The 24,016-nt window shown below is 41.7% G+C and carries 22 protein-coding genes; 6 read left to right on the forward strand and 16 right to left on the reverse strand.

Annotation, left to right across the window (positions count from 1 at the left end):
• The first annotated feature begins 3 nt into the window (after window positions 1-3).
• Window positions 4-2,256: an excinuclease ABC subunit UvrA gene (locus R8G66_23815; protein ID MDW3195424.1), complete on the forward strand. Its 2,253-nt coding sequence runs from the start codon at window positions 4-6 to the stop codon at window positions 2,254-2,256.
• Between the two features lie 162 nt (window positions 2,257-2,418).
• On the opposite strand, the gene R8G66_23820 is transcribed toward R8G66_23815, so the two are convergent.
• Both R8G66_23820 and R8G66_23825 read right to left on the reverse strand, forming a co-directional pair.
• Window positions 2,419-4,077, reverse strand: a complete 1,659-nt coding sequence (locus R8G66_23820) for a T9SS type A sorting domain-containing protein (protein MDW3195425.1) — start codon at window positions 4,075-4,077, stop codon at window positions 2,419-2,421.
• 1,064 nt (window positions 4,078-5,141) lie between these two features.
• Window positions 5,142-5,270: a hypothetical protein gene (locus R8G66_23825; GenBank protein MDW3195426.1), complete on the reverse strand. Its 129-nt coding sequence runs from the start codon at window positions 5,268-5,270 to the stop codon at window positions 5,142-5,144.
• A gap of 137 nt (window positions 5,271-5,407) precedes the next feature.
• Between R8G66_23825 and R8G66_23830 the strand changes: the two genes are divergently transcribed.
• On the forward strand, window positions 5,408-5,887 hold the full coding sequence (locus R8G66_23830) for a hypothetical protein (GenBank protein MDW3195427.1): 480 nt from the start codon (window positions 5,408-5,410) through the stop codon (window positions 5,885-5,887).
• A 6-nt stretch (window positions 5,888-5,893) separates the two neighbouring features.
• Here R8G66_23830 and R8G66_23835 read toward each other — a convergent pair whose 3' ends face one another.
• Both R8G66_23835 and R8G66_23840 read right to left on the reverse strand, forming a co-directional pair.
• On the reverse strand, window positions 5,894-6,574 hold the full coding sequence (locus R8G66_23835) for a LytTR family DNA-binding domain-containing protein (GenBank protein MDW3195428.1): 681 nt from the start codon (window positions 6,572-6,574) through the stop codon (window positions 5,894-5,896).
• A 53-nt stretch (window positions 6,575-6,627) separates the two neighbouring features.
• Complete coding sequence (locus tag R8G66_23840) at window positions 6,628-7,737, reverse strand: hypothetical protein (protein MDW3195429.1); 1,110 nt, start codon at window positions 7,735-7,737, stop codon at window positions 6,628-6,630.
• A gap of 123 nt (window positions 7,738-7,860) precedes the next feature.
• On the opposite strand from R8G66_23840, the gene R8G66_23845 reads away from it, so the two are divergent.
• Window positions 7,861-8,217, forward strand: a complete 357-nt coding sequence (locus R8G66_23845) for a hypothetical protein (GenBank protein ID MDW3195430.1) — start codon at window positions 7,861-7,863, stop codon at window positions 8,215-8,217.
• Here R8G66_23845 and R8G66_23850 read toward each other — a convergent pair.
• The 12 genes from R8G66_23850 to R8G66_23905 form a co-directional block, all read right to left on the reverse strand.
• Window positions 8,209-8,580, reverse strand: a complete 372-nt coding sequence (locus R8G66_23850) for a response regulator (GenBank protein ID MDW3195431.1) — start codon at window positions 8,578-8,580, stop codon at window positions 8,209-8,211. The genes R8G66_23845 and R8G66_23850 overlap by 9 nt on opposite strands.
• The gene (locus tag R8G66_23855; GenBank protein ID MDW3195432.1) at window positions 8,567-10,297 is read right to left on the reverse strand and encodes an ATP-binding protein; all 1,731 of its coding nucleotides are present in this window, start codon (window positions 10,295-10,297) and stop codon (window positions 8,567-8,569) included. Before R8G66_23855 ends, R8G66_23850 begins: the two co-directional genes overlap by 14 nt.
• Before the next feature lie 179 nt (window positions 10,298-10,476).
• Complete coding sequence (locus tag R8G66_23860; GenBank protein MDW3195433.1) at window positions 10,477-10,995, reverse strand: DUF3124 domain-containing protein; 519 nt, start codon at window positions 10,993-10,995, stop codon at window positions 10,477-10,479.
• Window positions 10,996-11,129: 134 nt separating this feature from the next.
• Complete coding sequence (locus R8G66_23865) at window positions 11,130-12,050, reverse strand: mechanosensitive ion channel family protein (GenBank protein ID MDW3195434.1); 921 nt, start codon at window positions 12,048-12,050, stop codon at window positions 11,130-11,132.
• A 116-nt stretch (window positions 12,051-12,166) separates the two neighbouring features.
• Window positions 12,167-12,439, reverse strand: coding sequence for a YtxH domain-containing protein (locus R8G66_23870; protein MDW3195435.1), 273 nt, complete (start codon window positions 12,437-12,439; stop codon window positions 12,167-12,169).
• A gap of 106 nt (window positions 12,440-12,545) precedes the next feature.
• On the reverse strand, window positions 12,546-13,064 hold the full coding sequence (locus R8G66_23875; protein MDW3195436.1) for a DNA starvation/stationary phase protection protein: 519 nt from the start codon (window positions 13,062-13,064) through the stop codon (window positions 12,546-12,548).
• Window positions 13,065-13,313: 249 nt separating this feature from the next.
• Window positions 13,314-14,762 carry a PAS domain-containing protein gene (locus tag R8G66_23880; protein ID MDW3195437.1) on the reverse strand — a complete coding sequence of 483 codons (1,449 nt, stop codon included), beginning with the start codon at window positions 14,760-14,762 and terminating at the stop codon, window positions 13,314-13,316.
• A 1-nt stretch (window position 14,763) separates the two neighbouring features.
• On the reverse strand, window positions 14,764-16,140 hold the full coding sequence (locus tag R8G66_23885) for a sigma-54 dependent transcriptional regulator (GenBank protein MDW3195438.1): 1,377 nt from the start codon (window positions 16,138-16,140) through the stop codon (window positions 14,764-14,766).
• Window positions 16,137-16,490 carry a response regulator gene (locus tag R8G66_23890; protein ID MDW3195439.1) on the reverse strand — a complete coding sequence of 118 codons (354 nt, stop codon included), beginning with the start codon at window positions 16,488-16,490 and terminating at the stop codon, window positions 16,137-16,139. The genes R8G66_23885 and R8G66_23890 overlap by 4 nt, the downstream gene beginning before the upstream one ends.
• A 74-nt stretch (window positions 16,491-16,564) precedes the next feature.
• Window positions 16,565-17,392, reverse strand: a complete 828-nt coding sequence (locus R8G66_23895) for a formate/nitrite transporter family protein (protein MDW3195440.1) — start codon at window positions 17,390-17,392, stop codon at window positions 16,565-16,567.
• A gap of 17 nt (window positions 17,393-17,409) precedes the next feature.
• Window positions 17,410-18,255, reverse strand: a complete 846-nt coding sequence (locus tag R8G66_23900) for a universal stress protein (GenBank protein ID MDW3195441.1) — start codon at window positions 18,253-18,255, stop codon at window positions 17,410-17,412.
• Window positions 18,252-19,073: an OmpA family protein gene (locus tag R8G66_23905; GenBank protein ID MDW3195442.1), complete on the reverse strand. Its 822-nt coding sequence runs from the start codon at window positions 19,071-19,073 to the stop codon at window positions 18,252-18,254. Before R8G66_23905 ends, R8G66_23900 begins: the two co-directional genes overlap by 4 nt.
• 454 nt (window positions 19,074-19,527) lie before the next feature.
• Between R8G66_23905 and R8G66_23910 the strand changes: the two genes are divergently transcribed.
• The 3 genes from R8G66_23910 to R8G66_23920 all read left to right on the forward strand — a co-directional run bounded on the left by R8G66_23910 (window position 19,528) and on the right by R8G66_23920 (window position 24,002).
• Complete coding sequence (locus R8G66_23910) at window positions 19,528-19,776, forward strand: hypothetical protein (GenBank protein ID MDW3195443.1); 249 nt, start codon at window positions 19,528-19,530, stop codon at window positions 19,774-19,776.
• A gap of 407 nt (window positions 19,777-20,183) precedes the next feature.
• A complete protein-coding gene (locus R8G66_23915; GenBank protein MDW3195444.1) occupies window positions 20,184-20,933 on the forward strand; it encodes an NYN domain-containing protein in 750 nt (249 codons plus the stop codon).
• A 258-nt stretch (window positions 20,934-21,191) separates the two neighbouring features.
• Window positions 21,192-24,002: an AAA family ATPase gene (locus tag R8G66_23920; protein MDW3195445.1), complete on the forward strand. Its 2,811-nt coding sequence runs from the start codon at window positions 21,192-21,194 to the stop codon at window positions 24,000-24,002.
• Window positions 24,003-24,016: the final 14 nt, after the last annotated feature.

A 24,016-nucleotide genomic window follows, 5' to 3' on the forward strand; every position in this document is an offset into this window, starting at 1 on the left:
CCCATGTCAAATATCATTATAAAAGGGGCCAGGCAAAACAATCTAAGAAACATAGATCTAGAGGTACCTAGAAATAAAATAGTTGTATTTACTGGTGTTTCTGGTTCTGGAAAATCTTCTTTGGTCTTTGAGACCATTTCTGCGGAAGCTCAACGACAGCTATATGATACCTTCAGCACATTTGCCAGAAGTCGATTACCGAAATTCGTTCAAGCTGACTATGATTTAATACAGGGACTTTCTCCTGTAGTTCTGCTGGAGCAAAAGAGAATCACCGGCAATGCGCGTTCAACAGTAGGAACAATCTCTGAAATTAGCAGCTTTCTTAGGATTTTGTTTTCACGTATTGGTCATCCATCAATTGGCCCATCAAATTACTTTTCATTTAACTCTCCCGAAGGCATGTGTCCAATATGCGGAGGAGTAGGCACAATAAATGAAATTGATATAAATAAGGTATTTGATTGGACAAAGTCACTGAATGAAGGTGCTATAAAATTTCCCGATTTTAAGGTTGATTCGTTAGGATGGAAAATAGTAGCCAACTCCGGATTTTTTGATAACGACAAACCTCTCAATCAATATTCCGAGGAAGAGAAGAAACGATTACTTTATGCTAATGGAGAAAAGTTCAAATATGGACATGGTGACACTGCTTTTGATGCAAATTTCAATGGAATTGTAACGAAGATTAAAAAGGGTTTCCTGAATAAAGATATTAGTAGTTTATCGACGAGAAGAAGAAAAATAATTGAGCAATTTGTCACTTCTAACGCCTGTAATGAATGTCACGGGAGCCGTCTGACTCAAAAAGCTTTAAATGTTCAAATAGCTGGAAGTAATATACATGAACTGTCGGAATATCAATTAAATGACCTCCATGATTTCGTTTTGAGCATTGAAAACGAAGAGGCAATTACTGTTTTAGATCAAATCACATTTAGATTAAAAAACTTGATTGATTTGGGCGTAGGTTATCTGAATTTGTCCAGGCAAACAGGAACGCTATCAGGAGGAGAAGCGCAAAGGGTTAAGCTGTCAAAGCAGTTAGGTAATAGTCTGACGGAAATGCTCTATGTGTTGGACGAGCCTAGTGTGGGATTGCATCCAAGAGATGTGCATTTAGTAAATGATCTATTAATGGATCTGCGTGATGCTGGTAATACCATTTTAGTTGTTGAGCATGATCCCGACGTGATCAAAATAGCGGATCATATCATAGATATGGGGCCAAAAGCAGGAAGACATGGAGGAGAAGTTGTATATCAAGGTTCTTATGAAGGAATTAGAAACAGCAATTCTCTGACGGGAAGAATGCTAAAGGAAGGCGTACCCAAGAAGGGCAATTATCGACAAGCAAATGGATATTTCTCAATTTCTGATGCGAATGACAACAACCTTAAAAACATATCTTTAGCAATACCTACGAACATATTTACGTGTGTTACTGGTGTGGCAGGTTCTGGAAAAAGTTCATTGATACATCAGGCTTTCTTAAGAGAACATCCTGAATCGATAGTGATTGATCAAAGCCCCATCGGAAAATCTAATCGTTCCAATCCAGCTACTTACGTTGGTGTCTTTGATGACATCCGCAATTCGTTTGGTAAAGTAAATAATGTACACCCGTCGACTTTTAGCTTCAATGCTAAGGGTGCTTGTTCAAAATGCGGCGGTACTGGATTTATTCACATTGATATGGCCTTCCTTGATCCAGTAAAGACACAATGTGAACAATGTGAAGGTAAGAGGTATAATGAAATGGCTCTAGTCTATGAGTTGAATGGGAGGAATATCGCTGAAGTATTAGATATGACGATCAATGAGGCAATCCGATTTTTTGAAGAGGAATCGATCCTAAAGAAACTCGTATTACTTGAGAAAGTAGGAGTGGGTTATTTGAAATTAGGACAATCCCTTTCAACGCTTTCAGGAGGAGAATGCCAACGTGTGAAATTGGCAAGTGAATTACATAAAGAAGGAAATGTTTACATATTGGATGAGCCTACATCAGGATTACATTTATCTGATATATCACTAATCATCAAACTATTCAATGAATTGGTTGATAATGGGAATACGCTTATTGTCATTGAGCATAGTCTTGATATTATTCATGTTGCCGATTGGATTATTGATATAGGGCCAGAAGGCGGATCATTAGGAGGTGAACTGGTTTTTGAAGGGACTCCAAATGAGTTGATGAAACATCCAACGAGCTATACAGGAAAGTATCTCAAAATGTATACAAGCTAAATTAACCCTTAAAAAAGCAAACAGGAATCTGTACCTGTTCTAGTACCGTACTGATCAAGTACTTTTCTAGGCTATATTACATCATTCAATTTCGCTTCGTAAATCTGAATTGTCATTATTAATTCGATTAGTGATAGTCTGATATAGATGAAGACTGTCAGCTTATTGTATTAGCACTTTTAAAGGATTTTGAGGGCTATCTGGAAACTTCAATAGATAGGTTCCCTTCGATAAGTTCCCTGTTGAAATGGCCTGTCCAGGTTCTGATTTTCCTCGAAGGAGCAATTGGCCGCGTAAGTTTCTCAACTCCCAGCTTGCGCCAAAGGCCAAATTGGTAACTGAGAAAGCATTCCCCTGTTGAATTGGATTAGGAAATACTTTAGGTGATTCAAAGGTAGAGGTTGATTCAATTAAGACGATTTCAAATGACTCACTGGTACCATCGTAATCTGTTTGTGTTAACTGATAAAAAGCCTTCTGATTCAGTGGAAAGGGATCTACATAGGAGTACTGCTGCGGTGTGCCTGTAGTTCCTGCACCAGAGATACGTGCTATTTCGTCAAACATGATGCCGTCCATTGATCGTGTGATAGTGAAGTAGTCGTTGGAAATTTCCTGGGCGGTGACCCAGTTTATGATCACTTGGTTGTTTTCGATCTTCACATTGAATTCGGCTAGTACAATAGGAAGTGTACTACAATTACTTCCGCTACAGCCACCACTTCCACCAGAACAAGTGCCTGTATCTCCAGTAGGCTCATCACCAGCATAACTTCCGCCAACAATTACTGTTCCTCCGTCTACATCGGTGCTACCTCCACCAGAATTGTTGTAATCTCCATCAACCTGAACCGAACCACCATCATCTGCAGATACATTTCCACTACCGGAGTTATCAAAATCACCCTGTACCTGTATGGTTCCACCGTTTCGGACTTCCAAGATTTCAGAGCCGGCATTGTCGAAATCCCCGGTAATGACCACATCAGAATTGTCGATGTACCATTCATTATTGATCACCGAACCTCTAACGGACATTTGTGTATTATTCAATAATGTGAGCACACCTCCGCCGTTCATGTTGAGTGCTACTGCGTCATTTGTACCTGCATTATTAAACCCAGAGCGAACTGTGGAATTTGAAATGGAAACATTTCCTGATTGAATCGATAACGTTCCTCCAGCATCCATCGACCCATCTGAAAATTGCGTATTGCGTAGAGAGACTGAAGTGCCAGCATTCACATTACTGTTACTCAGACTATTTGAACCGTTGGCAGTACTGAATGAACCAGATGCGTTGAATGTGCTATTACTGACCGTTACATCTTCCAACTGAATATTGCCGCTCGCACTGATGTTCGTTTCGCTGAGGCTAATGGCATTAACGTTAGTTGTCCAATTGGCTACGTTGGTGAAAGTTGTACCGGAGATTTGAACGTTGCTTCCTGCGATGGCAATGTTTGTGGCACTATTCAATTGTATTTGTGCATTTGAAAGCGTGAAGTTTCCACCTCCGCCTGTCTGGAAAGAAGCCGTTTGATAGGTACCACCGGAAATGGTGTTTAAGCTGCCGTAGGTTTCGCTAAGGCCACCGAGATTGAATGTAGCTCCAGTAGCGTTTAAGGTGCTACCTCCTCTGATAGTTAATGTCCCCGTGACGGTAACAGTCACTCCAGACTGAGCGGTAAGCGTGTTTGAAGTGATAGTCAAATTGCCACTAGTGGTGCAATTTGAAGCAATATTACCTGATGTTGGACATTGTGATAAACTCTGATAATTCGCAAGGCTGAATAACAGCAACCCAAAAACGTATTTCATGTGTATTGGTCAAATTCAATTTGTCAATGAATAGACGGACACTACTTGTGTCGGTCACACTTTTTGTCTTAGCTATGATCTGTCAAAATCAGGGTAAGAATAGGACTAATCGAATTTTGAATATCACTTTATCTATAAACTAAGAGAATCGCTGGTTGAACGATGAGAAAAGGAGAATAAGTGCGCTATCATGAAGAAGTGCATTTCATTCCCTTCTTTGAAAGCGTAATCAATTTTGAAGAGCAAGATTCATAGATGAAAGTCTGAACAGATAGAGATTTGTTGCTCTTTCTATGGTGCGTTTGAATCTCATTTTTTACAATTAGCAGAGTTATGCAGTAAGTCAAGCCAGCTAATTTGCTCTTTTACCTCTGTGATCTTAGTTCTTGTATCTTTTCTGCAGTTGTTCTCAGGGGTTTTCGTCATCTAATTGTGGTAGCTGGTCGTAGAAGGGGGTCAGGTCGATATAGGTCAAATTAAGTTTTTAAGAAACGATACGCTTCATTGATGATATCAATGCTTTTTTGTCTTAAATTCTCTTCTAAAGATTCGATATTCTGAGATATCATCCCTTTGGATGGGTGGAGTCGTACGCATTGCCAATTCTTGGGTGGTAGAAGATAGTAAATTGATCAAAATCAATTAGACTGATTCCAGACATTGGAATATTTGCGTGCTGCTCTCAGGCAGTAACTTGCTAAATTTCTGATAAGGGTAATAACGAAGGGTTTTTCACATATAAATACCCAAAATGATACCGCCAATGATGACGGCAAATTCTACTATTTCTTTGATTGAGAATTCTGCTTTTAATTCTTTGAACTTCATATGCGTTTCTATCGTGGACCTTTAGAATTTCGAATATCATCTTGGTTGGCATCTGCTACAGCATTTTTCGATAGACGCTACATTCTTTACCGTGAGTTACTAGTTTTTGTATCTGAGTGATAAATGGACATGGCTCTTATTTGATGCCATCGAGGACTCATGCTGAAATGTGATATTGCTGTGTTGCTCTTTCTTTTTCAGTAGCATCATCACCGCGCTGGGAGACAGGTTCAAGACTACTTGTAGTCTTGATCTTCTTTTCCAATCAAAGCCAGCGCCTCACCTTCCTGACTTTCTTTCAATTCCCGTTGTTCTGCAACTTCCAAATTTTCTTGAGCGGCATCTGCCAAGATCGACGAGTGCAAAAACAAGGCCGATGAACGCTGAATAAATTAATCCTAGTGATTATCACTTAATCCGTATTTTGCTTAGTTCACGGGAAGAACCCTTGCGTTTACAGAGAATGTCAATTTGCTGTACTGGAGTCCGGTAATTTCACTCTATGAGTGAATTATCGATAGCAACACAACAAGAAACAACTATTCTCTGGGACCAGAAGATCAATTTAGTGCTTACCGATCAGGAAGAGCTAATTGGTAACCTGGCGCTGGTCATCGCTATCTATGAGAAATGCTGGTTTAAGGCCACAGATAGAGATATCAATGACTATTTGGGTAAGTGTTTATCCCTGAAGGAACGACAATCCAATGAAATTATGTCGACGGTTGTTTCCTCTAAAACGTTTTCATCCATAAAGAATAGCCTCTTTGTTACACTATACCCTGCTTCTCAACAAGCCGATGATATAGTGAAAGACTTATCAGATGAGCAACTAGTCATGTTCTGCAGGGCACAGGAGAACTCACTGCTAAAGAGTTATGAGAAGATGATCGAATTTGGTGACCGATCACATAGATCCGTCTTAATTAAACAACTTGGTGAAAGTAGAAGGCAAATTCACAGAGGTAGCCAGTTTCTATGATCAGTATCAAATTTGTTTGATCAATTCCAATAGGTCTTTTTTCCTTCTTTGACCAATCGGTAAGGCTGCATCATCAATTTCGAGATTATTCTGTTCGATGTTTTGAATGGCATCTATCCTTACAATGTATGATCGGTGAATTCTAAAAAACTGGTTGGTGGGCAATTCCTTTTCAACGTCTTTCATTGAAGATGAGGATAGAAGCATGCCATCTGCCAAGTGAACTTTTAAGAAATCACCATAGGCCTCTATATAATTAATTGATGACAATGGTACATTTCTGAGTTGGCTATCTACCTTGATGAAGATGCTTGAAACGGCATTAGAACTGGTCATTTTATCTCTAGCCTTTCCCACGGCTTTCAGTACTTTCTGGATGTTGAGTGGTTTTACCAGATAGTCTAACGCTTCTACTTCGAATGCTTCCGGGCCGTAAGCTTTGTTAGAGGTGATCAGAATAATCATGGGACGCTGTTCGATTGGAATAGTCTCAATCATTTCGAACCCATTGAGTTCAGGCATTTCTACGTCTAAGAAGATTAAGTCTGGCTGCTCCTGTCTAATGCCTTCTAACCCAGAAATAGGGTCCTGATAGGTTTCTACTAAAGTTAGGTTGGGGATTTTGCCAATGATCCCACTTAATAGCTCACAATAAGCAGGATCATCGTCGATCACAATACAATTCATCGGGAATGAAATTAATACAAATCATTCCCGTGATGGACTAATTGCTGGAAAATTTAGTGAAGAAAGTAATCAAACAGACCTGTGAAAAGCTCTGAAGCCCCGATAAAAACTCCTACACCATAAGTGATATGGCGAATAGATAAATTTTTGATTGCGAAAGGTAAGCCACTTACATTGAGTACACTAAATGCAACAGCCGTAATTATGCCACCAAGAATATATAAGGCAATGGATGATCCCATGATGATCAATAGGACCCCAGGGATAAGTCCAAGTGTAGCGTAAGTGATGACTTGATCAGCTTTGGCCTTCGCCACCTTTTTACTAACGGCGAAAGCCAGTATCGCGGCCAATGCTAGAAGGCCCAGCGCCACATAATCTGAATATGCTGCGAATTCAACAAACTTCTCATCCATGCGATGGGGGAAGAACTCAACCAAAAAAGCTTTGCCAATACCTAGTTGTAGTCCAACCATGACAATAGCCAGGTAGCCCATGGCACTGGTTTTTACAGCAGGTTGCTCTACCAATTCCTTCTTTCTTTGCATCACTTCATTAGATGAAACCCTGTGGAAAATATAACCGGTTACTGAAATTAAAATACCACCAACAACAAAGGTTATTGTATCGCCAAAAAAGCGAACTAATGCCACAATAACAGGCTCCAGGGCATAGATCAGCTCAGTAACCAAGAATAAGAAGCCTACTACGATCGGGAGCTTTTGAGCTGGGGCAAACGCTTCAATCATGGAATTAGCGGGACTCACAAACAGGTTCATTGCAATGAGCCATAAAACGATCATCACCGGAAGAACAGCTCTGACGGATTCTAAAGGGCCTGCTCCGATCAACGAGGCTACAATCATGAATATCATGGCTGTGGCGCTGATCCCTACGGTGAAAACCGTGAAGTATTTGCCGTTCTTCTTGAGTATTTGATCAGCTAACCAACCTGCCAGGGGTGGGATTACAACGAGGATGATCGCCTTGGACGCAATCATAAACTGTACGAGACCCTGGAAGTTGAATTTTTCAACCAGGACGGGTTGATATTCGTGGTAAGCAATCCAACTGATCACTACAGCAGCGTTTAGTGCGCCAAGACTGTAAATTTCAGGCCACTTAAGCGCTCTCTTATCTTCAAGGGCAATGGATGTATTCATAATTCTCTCTTAAACTGATAGTGCCGCAAGAATATTCGTATTGAAACTTATTGTATAACTTTCTCTACAAGCGCTTAGATAGAAGGCTTAGATGCTAAAAATCGTCGTTAAACGAAATCAACCTTGGAAGACTTAACTGAAAAGATCAATCTGGACTTTTTACATTCTCATGATCTGGGAACGGCATTTGTTAAAAATATGCTTGGCATCTATGAAGGTGATATTCGCGATCGTCTTGAAATTTTTGCTGACAATTCTGTCAGTGCCTTGGAGCGAGAGGAAATTGTGAGGCACGTACATACCCTGGGATCTCATACACGTGATTTGGGTTTTCAAACTGTTCATAACCGCTTAGTAGCCATAGAAGATCAAGTGGTTCACATGGATGAGGAGGTATTAGAACGGGAACTAACAGCAATTATTACTCTGCTTCAAAAGGTATTGGAGCAGATTACGGAGGAGCTACAAAAATTATCCTGAAATCTTGCCTATAAGTGCTTCTACCTTTGGTCTGGTAATGGGCTTTTCCATGAAGTGTCGCACGCCATAATCTTTTAGCCTAGCTAATTCCGGAGGTGTCAGGTTAGTGGTCAATGAGATGACTTGAATGCTATCAGGTAGTTGGTTGTTCCTTTCAAGGAATTGAAAACCATCCATCACAGGCATTTTCATATCTAAAAACAATAGATCAGGTGTATTTTCCTCAAGTTTATGAGTTGCCTCTTCGCCATTTTTTGCTGTATCAACATGTGCAGCCAGGTCCATGTCTTGCAGAATACTTCGTGCAAGGAAATTCGAAGCTTCATTGTCGTCAACGAGCAGAATTCTATCAATCTTCATCATTTGGAAATTTAAGGTGGAAGGTGGTTCCCTGGTCAATTTGGCTTTCTAGTTCAATGTCTGCACCATTCCGAAGCAATATCTTCTTAACCAGGTAAAGGCCTAATCCATCTCCTTCCCGATGGTCATGGAATCGTTGAAACATTTTGAAGAGTTTATCTTTTTGTAATTCAAGATCTATGCCCAGTCCATTATCTGAAAAAGTGATGATAGTCCATTCCTTTTCGATTTTGGCTTTGATACTGATCTCAAGCGGCCTTTTATCGGACTGATATTTTACCGCGTTGGTTAAGAGGTTCTGAAATACACTCTCAAAATCTGATCGTGGAAACCAAATGTTGGGGGCATCTTCCAGATTGATTTGGATATGATTCTTGTCTATTCCTGGTATGGCAGTTTCTATGAGTTTTGAAAGGACTTGATCCACGAGAATTACTTCCTTCTCCTTGATGGATTCATTTCTGAATTTACTGACTCGGACCAGGTTACTGATTTTACTTTTTGCCTCTGTTATAGATTTACTCATCCACTCAATAGATTCATTGACTTTTGGATTGTCTTCGGAGATATGATCTTTCGTATAAAGCAGATAGCCTTCAATGTTGGCGAGTGGAGATTTCAAATCGTGTGTTGCAATGGTAGTGAGTTGTTCTAATTCTTCATTTGCGGATTCCAGTTCACTGGTTCTGGCCATTACTCGCTTTTCCAGTTCATGGTTAAGCGACTCAATTTCGATTTCACGTTTTCTACGAAGGTCAACATCCTGAAAAAGCCCCTGAACTTTATAGATCTTTCCGTTTTCATCAGCTACAGGTTCTCCGATTGCTCTCACCCAAATTTCACGCCCTTTGGCGGTGACCATCTTCAATTCCAGGTCGTAAGTAATTCCCTGTTCAATGGCTTTTTGAAAAGCTTCAGTTATTTGATTTTTGTAATCATCATGATAGAAATTAAGTGCGTCCGAAACACCTGGTGGATTTGATGTTTCGAGTTCGTGAATTCTAAAGATTTCGTCAGACCAAAACAGTTTTTGTGTTTCAAGATCAAAATCCCAATGACCAATACCAGCAACTTTTTGGGTGGCTTCCAAGCTGGCATTCTTGCGTTCTAGTTCGGCGTTGAGTTTCAAAAGTTCCTGTTCCGCTTCTTTTCGTCTTTGGATTTCTGCTTCTAGTTGGGCGGGACTTTTGAGTTGCAGTGCACTTGGAGTGACTCGGACTAGTGCGAAAACCGTACCCACAGATACTAGCGCTGTTCCAAATTTGGCTATCGTACTGATCTTGTAGATAGGTACCCAGAATATCACTACTTCTATCAAATGGGTGATACCACAGGCTGCGATGAATAGGATAAACAATGAGAAAACTCCTTGAAAGGGAAGTCTTTGATTGCTTTTGCGAATGAAATAGAACAGGGTGAGGGGTATGGCGAAGTAAGCCAACCAAATGAGGAAATCACTGATGATGTAGAACCAGCCGTGAAAGGTGGACCACTCTCCACAATACCATCTAGGCGGCCATTCACTGGTGGACCCTAATGTTGAGAAAAATTCAAGTGCCTGTTGAGAAATAGAAGCCTGGTTTACCGCGATCGGCACCTGACAAACCGTGATATCTTCCGTTGGAATATCCTCGATTACATTCTCTGAGAATGCCTGAGTGGTCAAACTGGTGAATATGATCGCGAAAGTGAGCAGTGCCTTCATGTAAATGTGGGACATGGTGAGACATCAAAAGTAAGGAGAAGCACATACAGTACTCCTCCCTTTTTCAACCAGCTATGGAATAATTCGTACTCCTAAAAAGCAAATGAAATACCCAGATTATCGAAGTTATTGAAATGTCGATGAGCGCTGGGTTTGGGAGGTTCAGTGATTGGAAAAGGGCAATGAACGATTCCTTAATCTGATAAAGACTTCCCTTCCGTAGTAAATGCCACGCCTTGCTGGCCATTGGTAGAGATCATTACGGCCTGGATAATGGGTTGCGTGGTTGATGACTGGCTACCCCAAACTACGATAAAATTAGCACCACTTCCACCGGAATCATCTTCCTCATCCACTACATAGTCAATGGAGGCCATGGGTTTGAGAAAGATAGGCTGCTCCAGATATCTGTTTACCAGGTCACCTTCGGTATTGTAGTAGTCAATGGAGTTGATGTAAAGCGTATCGCTGAAGCTTGTGTTTCGGATGCTCAAGGTGGCGGTCAACAAGAAGCTCATTTCTTTTGAACGGCTGTAAATATTAGAGTAAATGGGAACGTACACGGAATCGGTTCTCACATAATCACTGGGCTTAAGGTCCTGTGTTATCTCGTTTTCCTCAAGGACTTGTTCGCTATAGGTGTCTCGATTAGGATCTTTGTCCAGGCATCCGAAGAGGATGACAGTCATGATCAAAAGGATAGGGAATTTCATGTCAAATTTGATTTTGTAGAGAGTTACTATTTTTCTAAAAGAAGCGTATCCGCAAGAATGATGGGTATTATGTCGATGAGTCATAGTTATGACAGGTTTAGTACTAGCTATTGGACTTTGAGCGTTCTCCAGGGCTAGTTGATACTTAAGGTAGTGTGGTTGTCCTTACGGGTAACCATTTGTTGATGGAGCGATTGACCACCCTTTATACCAAAATCCAAGGTGCGAATAGGGAATGGTATGGTGATATCATTGGTATCAAAAGCCTTTTTGATCGACTTGATCACATCGCTTCTTCCCTTCAGATAACCTGGTTCATCTGGATAGTGGATCCAGACCATCATCACAAAATTGATACTGCTATCTCCGAACTCTTTGTAGAACAATTCCACCTCCTTATCGGGCAGTAGGTAGGGTAACTGAGACACTGCTTCAATGGCAACTTCTTCCACCTGATCCAGGTCCTCTGCATAAGAAACTCCAACTTCCAAGTCAATTCTCCTTTCATACGTCTTGGTGAAATTGGTGACAGGTGATTGAAGGACATCTTTGTTTGGAATGATCACATGAAGCCCCTGGAATGTCTTGATCATGGTCACTCGTAAATCAATCTTCTCCACTTCACCCATGAAATCCTGAACCTGCACAATGTCTCCAATTTGAATTGGTTTTCTAAATGCCAGGAGGATACCACTGATAAAATTTGCTGTAATGTCCTGGAAGGCGAAACCAAGGGCCAGACCGATGATTCCTGCACCGGCCAGCAGCGAGGAAACGGTACGATCCAGGTGAAGTACATTGAGTGCCATCACCAGCCCCATGCCTATAACGATCAGGTAAATGATGGTTGCAAACAAGTTGTTGATGGCTTCTTTTTCGGAGAAACGATCGAACAGTTTTAGGCTGACTCTTTTGATGATCCGTGCTACGAAGTAGGAAAATAATAAGACCACAACAGCAACCAGAAGGTTAGGAAGCATACTGATCAGCTCTTCTAACCAGGTGGTGATCTTTGCTAATAAGATGTCTATTGCTCTTGAGATATTGAAGTCCATACGGTTTTTCCTTAAGAGTTGGAGGATTGGGGATAATCAGAGAGCGTCCTAAAAAATGCCAACCCGCCCAACTGGCAGGTTGGTAAACGCTCCCTTAGATCAATACACATTTCATCTTAGTTGTCGGATACTTTGAGACTTTCAGCGACTTTGTCGATCTGCTTTTTCGAAGCTTCCTGAGAAGTCTCAATGCTCTTATTTAGGATTTCCTTGGCTTCTTCCAGCTTTTTGGTTGCTGCTTCTTCCAATTTCTCTTTTTGCGTATTGATGTCGGTTACGATTTTCTTTCGTGTATCCTTGCCACTTCGGGGTGCTGTCAAAAGCGCCGTGATTGAACCAATGATTGCACCTGCGAGAAAAGTAAAAAGGGTTTTTAAAATGGTATTCATGATCAATGTATTTAATATTGAAAAATTGGATTTCGATTTAAGCTAAAATCCCCCTGCCCCCCTTAAAAGGGGGAATTAGTAATTTAGAGGGGGTAATGGGTCGTATTTATGACTTTTGAGAAAATGCTGTGAACATCCAGTGGTTCTTTTCAATGGTCTTCACGAATCCTTTCACCATGTCTTCTGTTCCGCTATCACCATGCTCTAGCGCTTTTTCGATGACATGGAACATTTGCTCTAACAGCATTTCATAGTCTCTTAAGACTTCACTGACCATCTCGATAGAAGAAAGGTCCGTAGGGCTCTCATGAATGTCGGAGTTTTCAAGGAACTCTCTCATCGTACTCAAAGGAGTCTGACCAAAGACCCGGATTCTTTCGGCAATGTCATCAATGGCTACTTTGGCATCGTTGTATTGCTTTTCGAACTGCTCGTGGATATCGAAGAAGTCAGGACCTTTTACATTCCAGTGGAAGTTTCTCAGTTTCTGATAGTGGACACTGTAATTCGCCAATAGCTTATTCAAGCCTTCCACCAATTCTGCCGTTTCGAGGCGCGTGTATCCAAGCTTTACTGCAGTGATTTTCTTAGCATATTGCTTATTTGACGTTTCTATGTTATTCATATTTTGATTCTAATTGATTTCAGCCTCTTAAGTGAAAAAAGGGTGCCAAGTAGGAATAGAGCGGAATCTGGGTGTTTTGTGGTGTTTTCGTGGGGAGGTAATGCCTCAAGCTGTGTAGATTTTCCACAGGTCAACAATGAATGGTCTCACCTTCAGCTAGGAAGCAAAACATCCATAACAACTTGCTCTGATTCTTACGAAACCAAAGTCTTTATACTATTGAAAAGAAAATCCGCAGTAAGTACGGACTTACCGCAAAGGCAGATAAATAGAAAACGTGGTACCCTCACCAGGTTCGCTATCCACTTCGATGTAGCCCCGATGACCGTGAATGATGTTTTGTACAGCCAATAGCCCTAAGCCGGTACCATCTCGTTTTTCGGTGAAGTAGGGATCAAAAAGTTTATTGATTTGATCGGCGGGGATGCCTTTGCCATTGTCTTTTACGGAAATGATCACCTGATCTATCGAGGTTTTACCGGCAATCGTGAGCACACCTGTTTCCGATTGCATGGCTTCCAGGGCATTCACGAACAGGTTAAGGAAAGCCACTTTTAGCTGTTCATGATCAAGCTGAATTTTGGGGATCTCCTCGGTCATTGATAATTCGAGCCGCATGTTTTTGAGTTGCAATCGATCCTGTATGAGTGCCACGGCTTCATTGACAACTTGGGTGACTTCACCTTCGGCCAGTTGCAACGCTTTTGGTTTTGCGGAGTTGAGGAGGTCATTGATCAGATTGCCAATTCTATCGGCATTCCGGCTGATCATGTCCAGGTACAAGTCGGCATCTTCTACATCAGAGGGGATCTCGTCTTTTAACTGCCCAAGGGCCAGGTTCAGGTTGGTCAGCGGATTACGCACTTCATGAGCGATGGTCCTCGCAATCTTTCCGGTTAACGAGAGTTTTTCAGCGCGAACCAGGGCTTTCTCCGACTGGTTTCTTTTGGTAACGTCACGGATGACCAATAGGTAGAGCAGGTCTTCATCTCGTTCCGTAGGGATGGCCACAGCGTTGATGAAGCAGGTCTTTTTGTTTCCTTGTGCATCCAGAATGAACAATTCCCGGTCTTCAATGCGTTTTTGCTGAACCATGTCTCGCCAAAAGGCATCTCCTTGCTCAACCTTTGCCGTCATCCGCTTCATCGAAACGTTTGGAAGTGCTTCCTCAGAAAAGTGAAAGACCGTTTGAAAGGCCTGATTGGCTTCTCTAAAAGTGCCATCCTGACCAAGTAGCAAAATAGGGTCGATGGACTCATCAAAAAGACGCTGATATTGCTTATCTCTTACCGCGGCCTCTTCTGTGGCCTTTTTGAGATCTGAAATGTCCTGAAAAGTCACGGTAAAACCATCTTCTAGCTTGACAGTTGATATGCGGAACCACCGGTTAAGATTTTCACCTGGATAGAACTGTTCGAAGGTTGCTGGCTTCCCTGTCTCAGTTACTTCCCGGTAACGATCAAATAGGCCTGCCTCCTTATTACCTGGAAATAATTCCAGGAGTTTTTGCCCAAGTAGTTCCTGTGAGGGCCGGCCTACCATTTGGCAAGCTTCCTGATTGACAAATAGCCATTCAAAATCGACGATTTGTTGCCGTTCATCGCGAACGGATTTGAAGGTCATGATCCCGTCAAAAGAGGAGTTCAGGATACTTCGTAGGAATTCTTCCTGATCATTGATCGGGCCCAGATTACTCATGTTAATGCTCGATTTCGTATTGATTTAGTTTGTTGTAAAGGGTCTTGCGGTCTACGTCAAGTAATTTGGCTGTTTCTGATTTGTTGTTGCCGGTGTGTTGTAGGGTAGCCAGAATGGCCTGTTTTTCAGCTTTTTCAACCACAGCTCTCAGGGTGGTCGGAAATTCGGTGGTCATGACTTCCTGAGCATCTTGCGTTGCCTGGATCAGTTCGGGAGGAAGAACCTCCATCTTGATCTGTGCACCTTCTGTTAATAAAACCGCTCTTTTGATCACATTGTCCAGTTCCCTGAGGTTACCATGCCAGGGTTTTTCTTTGAAAAGATCGAGTACTGAGTCATCAAAACCGACCACTTCCCGTCCAATTCTAGCATTGGCTTTTGTTAAAAAATGCTGTGCAAAAGCTGGAATATCCGCTTTTCTTTTGCGTAAGGGTGCTAAATCAATCCTGAATTCATTGACGCGATGAAAAAGATCCTCCCGAAATTCATCTTCGTCCATGCCTGTACTCAGGTCTTCGTTAGTGGCGGCAATGATACGGACATCCACGTTTTGTTCTGTTTCGCTGCCCAGCCGTTTGATCTTGTGGTCCTGGAGTACGCGAAGTAGCTTGATCTGATTATCATAGCTGAGGTTTCCGATCTCATCCAGAAAGAGCGTACCTCCATGGGCCAGTTCGAAACATCCTTTCTTATCGGATACGGCCCCGGTGAATGCACCTTTGACGTGTCCAAATAACTCACTACCGGCGAGCTCGTTGGGTAGTGCACCACAATCTACCGCGACAAAAGGTTGATTGTTTCTCTTGCTTTTATCGTGAATGGCCCTGGCCGCATATTCCTTGCCTGTTCCTGTTTCTCCAAGGATCAACACCGATAAGTCGGTGGGAGCAATGAGCGCAATATGCTTTTGTAAAACCTGACTTTGACTACTCTCGCCCCAGACAAATGTGGAATCCGGTTGCTTGGTGACTTTTTGGCTTGCTTTGGTTTTCGTGTCGCCTACAGCAGATTCCGTTTGCTCCAAGGCATTCTGTACGGTCAGATGGATTTCATCAGGATAAAGTGGCTTGGTCACATAATCGAATGCGCCTTTCTTCAGGGTTTGGACGGCAATACGTACGTCGGAGTAACCCGTAATGATGATCACCCTGGATCGAGGTTGGATGATTTTTATTTTCTCGAGCAATTCCAGTCCGTCATAATCCGGCAACTTGAAGTCACAGATGACAACTTCGAAGGTCTGCTTTTTTAATATTTTCTCGGCTTCCTTACCTTCCTGAGCGGTGGTAACTTCATAGCCTTTCTTGGTGAAAAATTTATTCAATAAAAGACAGATGTCTGCCTCATCATCAATGACCAGAATGTGGGCCTTACTCATGATTTGAATCCTTGGACTACCTGGATAACTTCGTTTTTAGTGAATGGTTTTTTGATGAATGCATCGACTTGAAATTCGTCCAGCTTACGCGCTTCTTCTGGTCCATCGTGCGCGCTGATCATGACGATATTGTAGGGGTCATTTTGCTCATGAATGGTTGGAATCAGGTCGAAACCAGTGCCGTCGGGTAAGTTGATGTCAAGAATGTAAAGGTCATAGTCTTTCTGGTTCAACTGTTTACGGGCATCATTGATGCGATTTGACACATCTGTGGCAATGCCTTCTTTTTGAAGAAACCGGGAAACCATGAAACCTATATCGTCTTCATCGTCGACTATGAGCGCTTTCATCTTATTTAATTATCGTAGGGTAAAGTAGTTCAATTTCTTGTTAATCACAGGCTTTAAAAGGGGATATCCTTTGTCTATCCATCTGCGAACCGTACGTGACTGTATTTCAGGAGGGCAACAAAGACCGCTCCACCAATCACATTTCCTAGCGTGGCCCAAAGTTGGAATTTTAGATAGTGCATCAGGGTGATGTCCTCACTGGTGATCATTCCGGAAAACACCTCAATGGACCCTACGATGCAATGATGCAGCCCTGCCATACCGATGATGGCTGTTACCAAAATCACGACAAAAATCCGGCTAATGGTTTCCTGAGAAGAGGTGACCAGCCAGCCAAGTAATCCCATCATCCAGCCCGCAAGCAACGCACTGATCAAAATCGTATGCCATTGATGGTGGGTAAGCTCCTCGGCGAAATGGTGCAGGGAGTCTAGACTCAGAAATCCCACATCGGGACCAATGCTCACAATAAGTAAGCTAAAGACATAGCCACCAAGTAAGTTTCCTATATACACTAATGCCCAAAGGATCAATAATTCTTTGACTTTTACTGACCCTTTCAAAACGGGTAAAATGGCCAGTGCGGTATGCTCGGTAAAGAGTTCGGAACGGCCGATGATCACGAAAATAAAACCTATCGGGTAGCACAAGGCCAAACTCAGGCGCAAAGTCTCGGTTGACATCTGATCGGCGAACAAGGTAAAGATCGTGCCCATGAGCAACAAACTGAAGCCCACTTCCAAGCCTGCCGAGAACGCACTGATCAGGAGTCCCTGATTTGATTTGTTGAATTCTTTCAGGCTTGCTTCTACCTGCTCGTCCAGGATTTGCTTGACTTCCTTAGGACGATCAGTAGGTAGCTGTTCTGATGGGGTAGGTTTATTTCTGAATATATTTAGCAATGGGATTGGGGGTTATGTTAAACTTTCTCGACTAACACCGGCACATCGAACTGTTGCATGACTTTTTGTGCAAGTCTGCCTTCGAAAAATGACCGGAAAGCCGATTTATCATAGGTCTTCATCAGGATCATGTCCGGATTGGTTTCCTGAACGATTTCATGAAATCCTTCCATGAAGTCCGCATTTTTCTTCACGTGATACTTGGGGCGACCCAGTTGATTGGCCCAGGCATACTCAACCAGTTTGTCGGTCACTTCTTCTTTGGTGAGGAGCTCAGATTCGATTACGTTGGCCAGATGAAGTCTGGCTCCTTCGTGTTGGAATAATCGACTGACTTGCAATAGTCTTTCAGGAATTTCGGTGCTTAGATCAGTGAAGATCAAAACATCAGTCATTTCAATACTTTGCTCCTTTCCAATATTGAGCAGGGGAATGTTCGTATTCTGGATCAGGTCCTGCGTCAGGCTTCCGGTGAAATGTTCCCAAAAGGAATCTTCTTTTTCTGCACCGACGACCACCAGGTCCACTTTGTTTTCTGTTGTGAAGTGTTCAAAGGCGTTATAAAAGTCTTTGAAGATGAATGAGATTTTTCCCTGGATGGTCGGAAATACCTGTTCACGCATGATGTGGATGAGCTTCTCCTTCATTTCGTTCTCTTCAGCCAATTCCAGGTTGTACTGCACCGGCGCTAAGGCACCCAATACATTGTCATGTGTATTCGTCGAAGGAGCGCCTATTCCAGGGTCCTGGATGGCTACCAGGTGAACCTTGGCTTTGAACTTCATCGCGAGTTTGCTGGTGAAAGCTAAAGCCTGAAAACTTGCTTTCGAAAAATCAAAGGGTACTACTATGTTCTTAATCATGATTTGTTGCTTAATAATTCACTAATGGTTTCATCGAGTACACCTACTGGTACTAGCTGGACTTCTACGCGTCTGTTGAGCATACGTCCCTTTTCTGATTCATTGTCCGCCATGGGATCATAAGGTCCTTTGGCTACCGAGCTTATCAAGGTCGGGTCGATTCCTTCTTGCTGTAATGCTCTAACTACGGCCAAAGATCGATCTGCACTCAGGTCCCAATTATCATAGCTGGGATGGTCAAACGGTTGACTATCGGTATGGCCAACAATGCGTACGTTGACTTCCTGATTCAGGCTATCAATGGAATGTGCCAGTTTGGATAATAAGGCCTTGCCATTGCCGGTTAATTCAGCACTGTTCAGCGGGAACATCAGATTAGCATCCAGGTCTAACTTCAGGAGCCCATTGATTTCGTCTACTTGCCATTCCTGGTCAGATAAAGCGGATACCACCCGGTTGGCATCGTTCAAGGCGCGCTTCTGGAGGGTTAAAATTCTTCGTAGCGAGTCCATGCGTTTGGCTTTTTCAAACAAGGCTTGCTCTTTACTATAAATGTCGTTTTGCTTTTCATAGAGCTCACTTGCGTGATCATATTCCTGAAAGGTCTGATCGACTTTCAATTGAGCCAATTGGGTTTCTGCCGTATCTTTCGCTTCTACTGCAGCATTATATTTTTGAGTGGAGACACAGCTTGTTGCAAAGCCACTGATGATCAAGGTGATCAATAAACCTAGCACGAGACTAACAATGTCAGGCCTTTTGCGACCTCCGTATGGCTGTGTTCCTTTGTATGGTTTATAATATCCTAAGTTTTCCATAATATTTCATCGTTTGATTCATCTACTATAGTGAAAAAACCGATCCAAGCTCGAATAAAGGCCTGAAGGGCGTTTTGAATGGTTTTAATTGTGGGTCTCTCTCCCCAGGTGTGGAATTTCCACCACAGTTTTATTAAAAATCTAGCAGAGGGAGTTTCATGCTGAATGGCTGTTTTGGTACATTGTGGCTTCAGGTTGTTGTGAACACGTGAATTCGACGAAAAGAAAAAACGTCATTCTCGAAAAATGTGTGTTAAATTCTCATAAAGGCACATTTGGTCGGGAATCTCACCAGCGCGGCAAATGAGATTACGGATATTTTTGGCCTTTCCAAAAAGTCTAAAGCCAAAAATTCCGAAATGACGCGCTGAGGGACGTTTTTTCATCGGATCGAGGTTGTACGGTTCTTGACCTTTAGCAGGTGCAAATCATTTTCACCTTTAATCTCGATCAAATGAAATCACTCAGGATCATATTTATACTAATCGTTACCTTACTACTCGTCATTTTTTCAGTTCAGAATGCGGAGCCGACTTGTATTGCTTTTCTGGGGTTTGAAGCGGAATTATCGAAATCCATTTTGATGCTGCTTTGTGTGGCAGTGGGGTCTATATTTACTATGCTGGCCTTTCTGCCTGGATTGATCAGGAAGAAGAAAAAGCAACCAGAAACTACTTCCGAACCACCTACAGCCAATGATTAGTAGTGTTCACCTGGTTGAATAATATGGGAGTGAGCATGCGTTCATCCCCAGAAATGATTCGCTAAATACCTATGTGTGGCGTTTGTCGAGAAATTACAAGCTAATAAGCATGTAAGATTAACTTGGAGTATTAAAAGGAATTAAACCTGACTTTCACATGGAGTCAGCAATATGGCTTACTGTATGCAGGATGCAGCTTTTTCTGAGATCGGGAATAAATCCCTTAATGAACTTCTAAAGTTCATTACTTCATTTGAGCGATCAATTATCCTGATGAGGTACCAGGATGGATTGACGTTAGAGCAAATCGCGGCACTTCGAAACACTACTTGCGCGGAATTGAAAACTGAACTGAATCGCATAGAGTTAAAATTGGTTCGCCTTAATGAGGATACTACCTTTATTTCATGAGTAACCAAATCAATATGGCTGTCCTGATCGATGGCGACAACATACCCTCCGCTCACGTGAAAGAAATGATGGAGGAAATCACGAAATACGGCAATCCGACCATCAAACGGATCTATGGAGACTGGACGCGCCCGGGCTTGAATAAATGGAAAAGCCTGCTGCTAGAAAATGCGATCACCCCGATACAGCAGTATGCCTATACCAGCGGAAAGAACGCCACCGATTCCGCAATGATCATCGACGCAATGGACATTCTTTACAGTGGCAAAGTGGAAGGGTTCTGCCTGGTGTCCAGTGATAGTGATTTTACTCGATTGGCGACCCGTTTACGTGAGGCAGGAATGCTCGTGATTGGTTTGGGTGAAAAGAAAACACCAGATCCGTTTATCGTGGCTTGCGATAAGTTTGTGTACATCGAGATCCTCAGAAGTCAGTCGGATGATAAGACCGAGAAGAAGGAGAAAGGAAAGTCAGCCGTAGAAAAAATCAGTAATCGCGAGGTGCAGCTGATCCAGTCATCTATCCGGGACTTATCGGATGATGATGGATGGGCTTTCTTGGGTGATGTGGGCAGTTTGATCCAAAAGAAACGACCCAATTTTGATTCCAGGAACTACGGGTTTGATAAGCTCACGCCATTGATCCAATCCATTGGTAAGTTCGAAGTGGAGCAAAGAGAAGCTTCAAAAAGTAAGCACAAGCTGATCTATGTACGAAACAAGCAAAAAGCCGGGAAGGGGAAGTAAGGTTGTTGCCCCTTCAAAGAGCTGAAGATGGAAGGAGTGATTGAGGGGTAGTGTTTTTTTTGCAGGAAATGGGTTGGCTATTGGAGAGGTATGTCTTACCTTGTAAGCGTAAGTCAAAGTGTACTTATTTCTGACAATAAACGCTTTTGACGTTGGAAAATGAAAGCTTAACACCTGAAAGTATAAGGTGGATAAGCGCACATAGGTGTTCTTATCATTAAAGTTAACAGCCATACTCACTATCAAAGCCTAGCCTAAATGGATAAAGGAAATCACTTCTATAAATGTGACTTACAAATTCACTCCCCTAGAGATAGAGGATGGAAGGGAGTTTCAGCGACTTCAGAAACCGAAAGAACCGAATACAGCAAGTCATTTATCAAAGATTGTAGAAAAGCCGGATTACACGCAATTGCAATATCCGATCATCATGATATGATCTTTTACGGATACATAAAGAGAGCTGCTAATGATGAAAGAAGGGAAGATGGTGAATTGGTACCAGAAAAGGATAGGATAATTGTATTTCCAGCAATTGAACTAACCCTTCATACACCCTCCATTCAGGGTATTTTAATTCTTGACTACAACTTTCCAGAAAACCTGTTCACAACCGTCTTAGGAATCCTTGGAATAGTTCAGGCTCCAGAAAGTGATGAAAAAACAATTCAGACGGAGCCAATTTCTAATGGCACTATCTCTAGTATCAATGATCTCCATGTCAAACTAGATAGCGTTGGTGACATCAAAGGCAGGTACATATTCTTACCTCATGTAAAAGAGAAGGGACACAAGACTTTGGTTAAATCGGATTTCAGAGAAGCATATTCCAATATGCCATGTGTAGGCGGTTATATTGACGGGAAATTAGAAGGAACAAGTATTGGATATAATAATAAAATTCAAGGCAAGGTTGAAGAATATGGGTTTAAGTCAGTTGCTGTCATTCAAACCTCAGATTTTCGAGGTGACACTAAAATATACGAAAATGACATTGCTTCATGGATTAAATGGGCCAGTCCAACAGCGGAAGCATTGCGCCAAGCTTGTCTAGCAAGAGAATCAAGAATCAGCTTGTCTGATCCTGAAGTACCGAACATTTTCATTGAAAAAGTTGACGTAACTGCTTCCGCATTTATGGGCAAGTTTGCTCTTGACTTAAACCCACAAATGAACTCCATCATTGGAGGAAGGGGTACTGGAAAATCAACCATTTTAGAGTATATAAGGTGGGCATTATGTGATCAGACGGAGAGTTTTAATCAGGATGAGGAAAAGTCAGAGATTCAAAGGAAAAGACAAACTTTAATTGATAAGACTTTAAAAGAACATTCTGCCGAGGTTCGGGTCTTTTTTTTGGTTAATGGAACACGACATATTATTAAAAGGAATATCAATTCTGAGGATGTACTATTGAAGATTGGAGATGGTGATTTTCAGAGCGTATTGCCCAATCAGATAAAAGAGCTTTTGCCAATTCAAGCTTATAGTCAAAAACAACTGAGCAGTGTAGCTGTTAGGCCAGACGAACTGAAACGGTTTATCGAACAGCCAATATCAAAAAGCATTGATGAGTTTAACTCTGAAATAAATAGTCTGTCATCAAAGGTGAAGTCAGCTTATTCAAGCCTAGCTCAGGGTAAAATTATCAATGCCGAACTTGATAAGCATAATACAGAGCTTAATTCCTATAGATTGCAAATAGAAAAGCTCAGAAGTGAGTTAAAAGGTATGTCTGAAGAAGACAAAAAGACCATTGAAAGGGCATCTTTCTTCGCCAATGAAAGAAATAGAATCGATGAAATTGAACTGGATTACTCTTCATTAAAAGATCAATTGGGAAACCTCAAAGAATCGATTGGAACTCTGATTAATCGCCAAGTTGAGACTAGGAGGTATGAAAATGGCATCCTAATTCAGGAAATGGAAACTGAACTTTCAAACTTCCTGAAGGAATTAAATTCCAGCGTTGATTCATGGTTAGTTAAACGAGAAGAATCGAACATAAAAATTTCAGAAATTAAAAACAGATGGCTGGTGATTCGAAATGAATTTGAAGAATTGTATAAAAAAGCCAAAGAAAAAACTACATCAAGTCAGCAAACACTCAACTCAATTAAAGAATTAGAATCGAAGATTGACCGACTCGATAGTGTAATTCGCCAAAAAAGAAATGAACAATCATCAATTATTTCTACGGACGATAGTTTTGACTCATTATACCAACAATTCATTGATCGTCAGAAGGCAAAGACTGATGAATTAAAAGCCGCGACTTCCCTATTTACAAAACTCTCAGGTGGCTTAATAAAGGCTGATTTTTCTCAAATAATAGATAATGATAAACTCTCGGGGCATATAAATTCTGTTTTCTCATCACATGGCCTTAGTATTCAAAAATCGCGCGCTGAGTCATTATGTCAACTTATTTCAAAAGCTGAGGACCCACTCCAAAAATGGAAGGATGTCATCTATGAATTTAAGAGTTTGATTGAGTTTAATCTTAGATCAGATTCCAAACAAGATTTACCCCATACACCAATTCTCGATACAGCCACTTTTACAACGACAAACAAAAGGAAATGCGCTGAAAGTCTTGGAGCAGATTCGTTAATCAATCTCGCATTAACAAAGCTCCAATACCTTCCGAAGTTCAATTACCTCACAAATAATGAAATGGGTGATGAAATCCCTTTCGAAGATGCTTCTGCTGGTCAACAAGCTACTGCGTTATTAAATGTCCTTTTAAACCAAGGGGGCTACCCATTGATAATTGACCAACCTGAGGACGATATCGACAACCGGCAGATTGATGTAATAATCAAGAATCTGTGGTCTTCGAAACAGAAACGGCAGATAATCATAAGCAGTCATAATGCGAATTTGGTCGTGAATGGAGACTCTGAACTTGTGGTTTGTTGCGATTATAATGAGACCAGTGAACAAACAAATGGATATATCAAATACCAAGGTTCGATTGACTCTAATGAAATTAGAGACGAGATTACATCAGTCATGGAAGGTGGAGAACGAGCATTTAAACTTAGAAAAGAAAAGTATGGATTCTGATGAGATGCAGGAAA

Source organism: Cytophagales bacterium (genome assembly GCA_033344775.1).
Classification (GTDB): Bacteria; Bacteroidota; Bacteroidia; order Cytophagales; family Cyclobacteriaceae; genus JAWPMT01.

Coding starts and splice junctions, on each gene's coding strand:
- R8G66_23885 (MDW3195438.1), bottom strand. CDS start 16,140: ATGAGTAAGGCCCACATTCTGGTCATTGATGATGAGGCAGACATCTGT.
- R8G66_23920 (MDW3195445.1), top strand. CDS start 21,192: ATGGATAAAGGAAATCACTTCTATAAATGTGACTTACAAATTCACTCC.
- R8G66_23900 (MDW3195441.1), bottom strand. CDS start 18,255: ATGATTAAGAACATAGTAGTACCCTTTGATTTTTCGAAAGCAAGTTTT.
- R8G66_23905 (MDW3195442.1), bottom strand. CDS start 19,073: ATGGAAAACTTAGGATATTATAAACCATACAAAGGAACACAGCCATAC.
- R8G66_23850 (MDW3195431.1), bottom strand. CDS start 8,580: ATGATGAAGATTGATAGAATTCTGCTCGTTGACGACAATGAAGCTTCG.
- R8G66_23880 (MDW3195437.1), bottom strand. CDS start 14,762: ATGAGTAATCTGGGCCCGATCAATGATCAGGAAGAATTCCTACGAAGT.
- R8G66_23860 (MDW3195433.1), bottom strand. CDS start 10,995: ATGAAATTCCCTATCCTTTTGATCATGACTGTCATCCTCTTCGGATGC.
- R8G66_23910 (MDW3195443.1), top strand. CDS start 19,528: ATGAAATCACTCAGGATCATATTTATACTAATCGTTACCTTACTACTC.
- R8G66_23890 (MDW3195439.1), bottom strand. CDS start 16,490: ATGAAAGCGCTCATAGTCGACGATGAAGACGATATAGGTTTCATGGTT.
- R8G66_23875 (MDW3195436.1), bottom strand. CDS start 13,064: ATGAATAACATAGAAACGTCAAATAAGCAATATGCTAAGAAAATCACT.
- R8G66_23840 (MDW3195429.1), bottom strand. CDS start 7,737: ATGAATACATCCATTGCCCTTGAAGATAAGAGAGCGCTTAAGTGGCCT.
- R8G66_23815 (MDW3195424.1), top strand. CDS start 4: ATGTCAAATATCATTATAAAAGGGGCCAGGCAAAACAATCTAAGAAAC.
- R8G66_23855 (MDW3195432.1), bottom strand. CDS start 10,297: ATGTCCCACATTTACATGAAGGCACTGCTCACTTTCGCGATCATATTC.
- R8G66_23915 (MDW3195444.1), top strand. CDS start 20,184: ATGAGTAACCAAATCAATATGGCTGTCCTGATCGATGGCGACAACATA.
- R8G66_23820 (MDW3195425.1), bottom strand. CDS start 4,077: ATGAAATACGTTTTTGGGTTGCTGTTATTCAGCCTTGCGAATTATCAG.
- R8G66_23870 (MDW3195435.1), bottom strand. CDS start 12,439: ATGAATACCATTTTAAAAACCCTTTTTACTTTTCTCGCAGGTGCAATC.
- R8G66_23830 (MDW3195427.1), top strand. CDS start 5,408: ATGAGTGAATTATCGATAGCAACACAACAAGAAACAACTATTCTCTGG.
- R8G66_23865 (MDW3195434.1), bottom strand. CDS start 12,050: ATGGACTTCAATATCTCAAGAGCAATAGACATCTTATTAGCAAAGATC.
- R8G66_23835 (MDW3195428.1), bottom strand. CDS start 6,574: ATGAATTGTATTGTGATCGACGATGATCCTGCTTATTGTGAGCTATTA.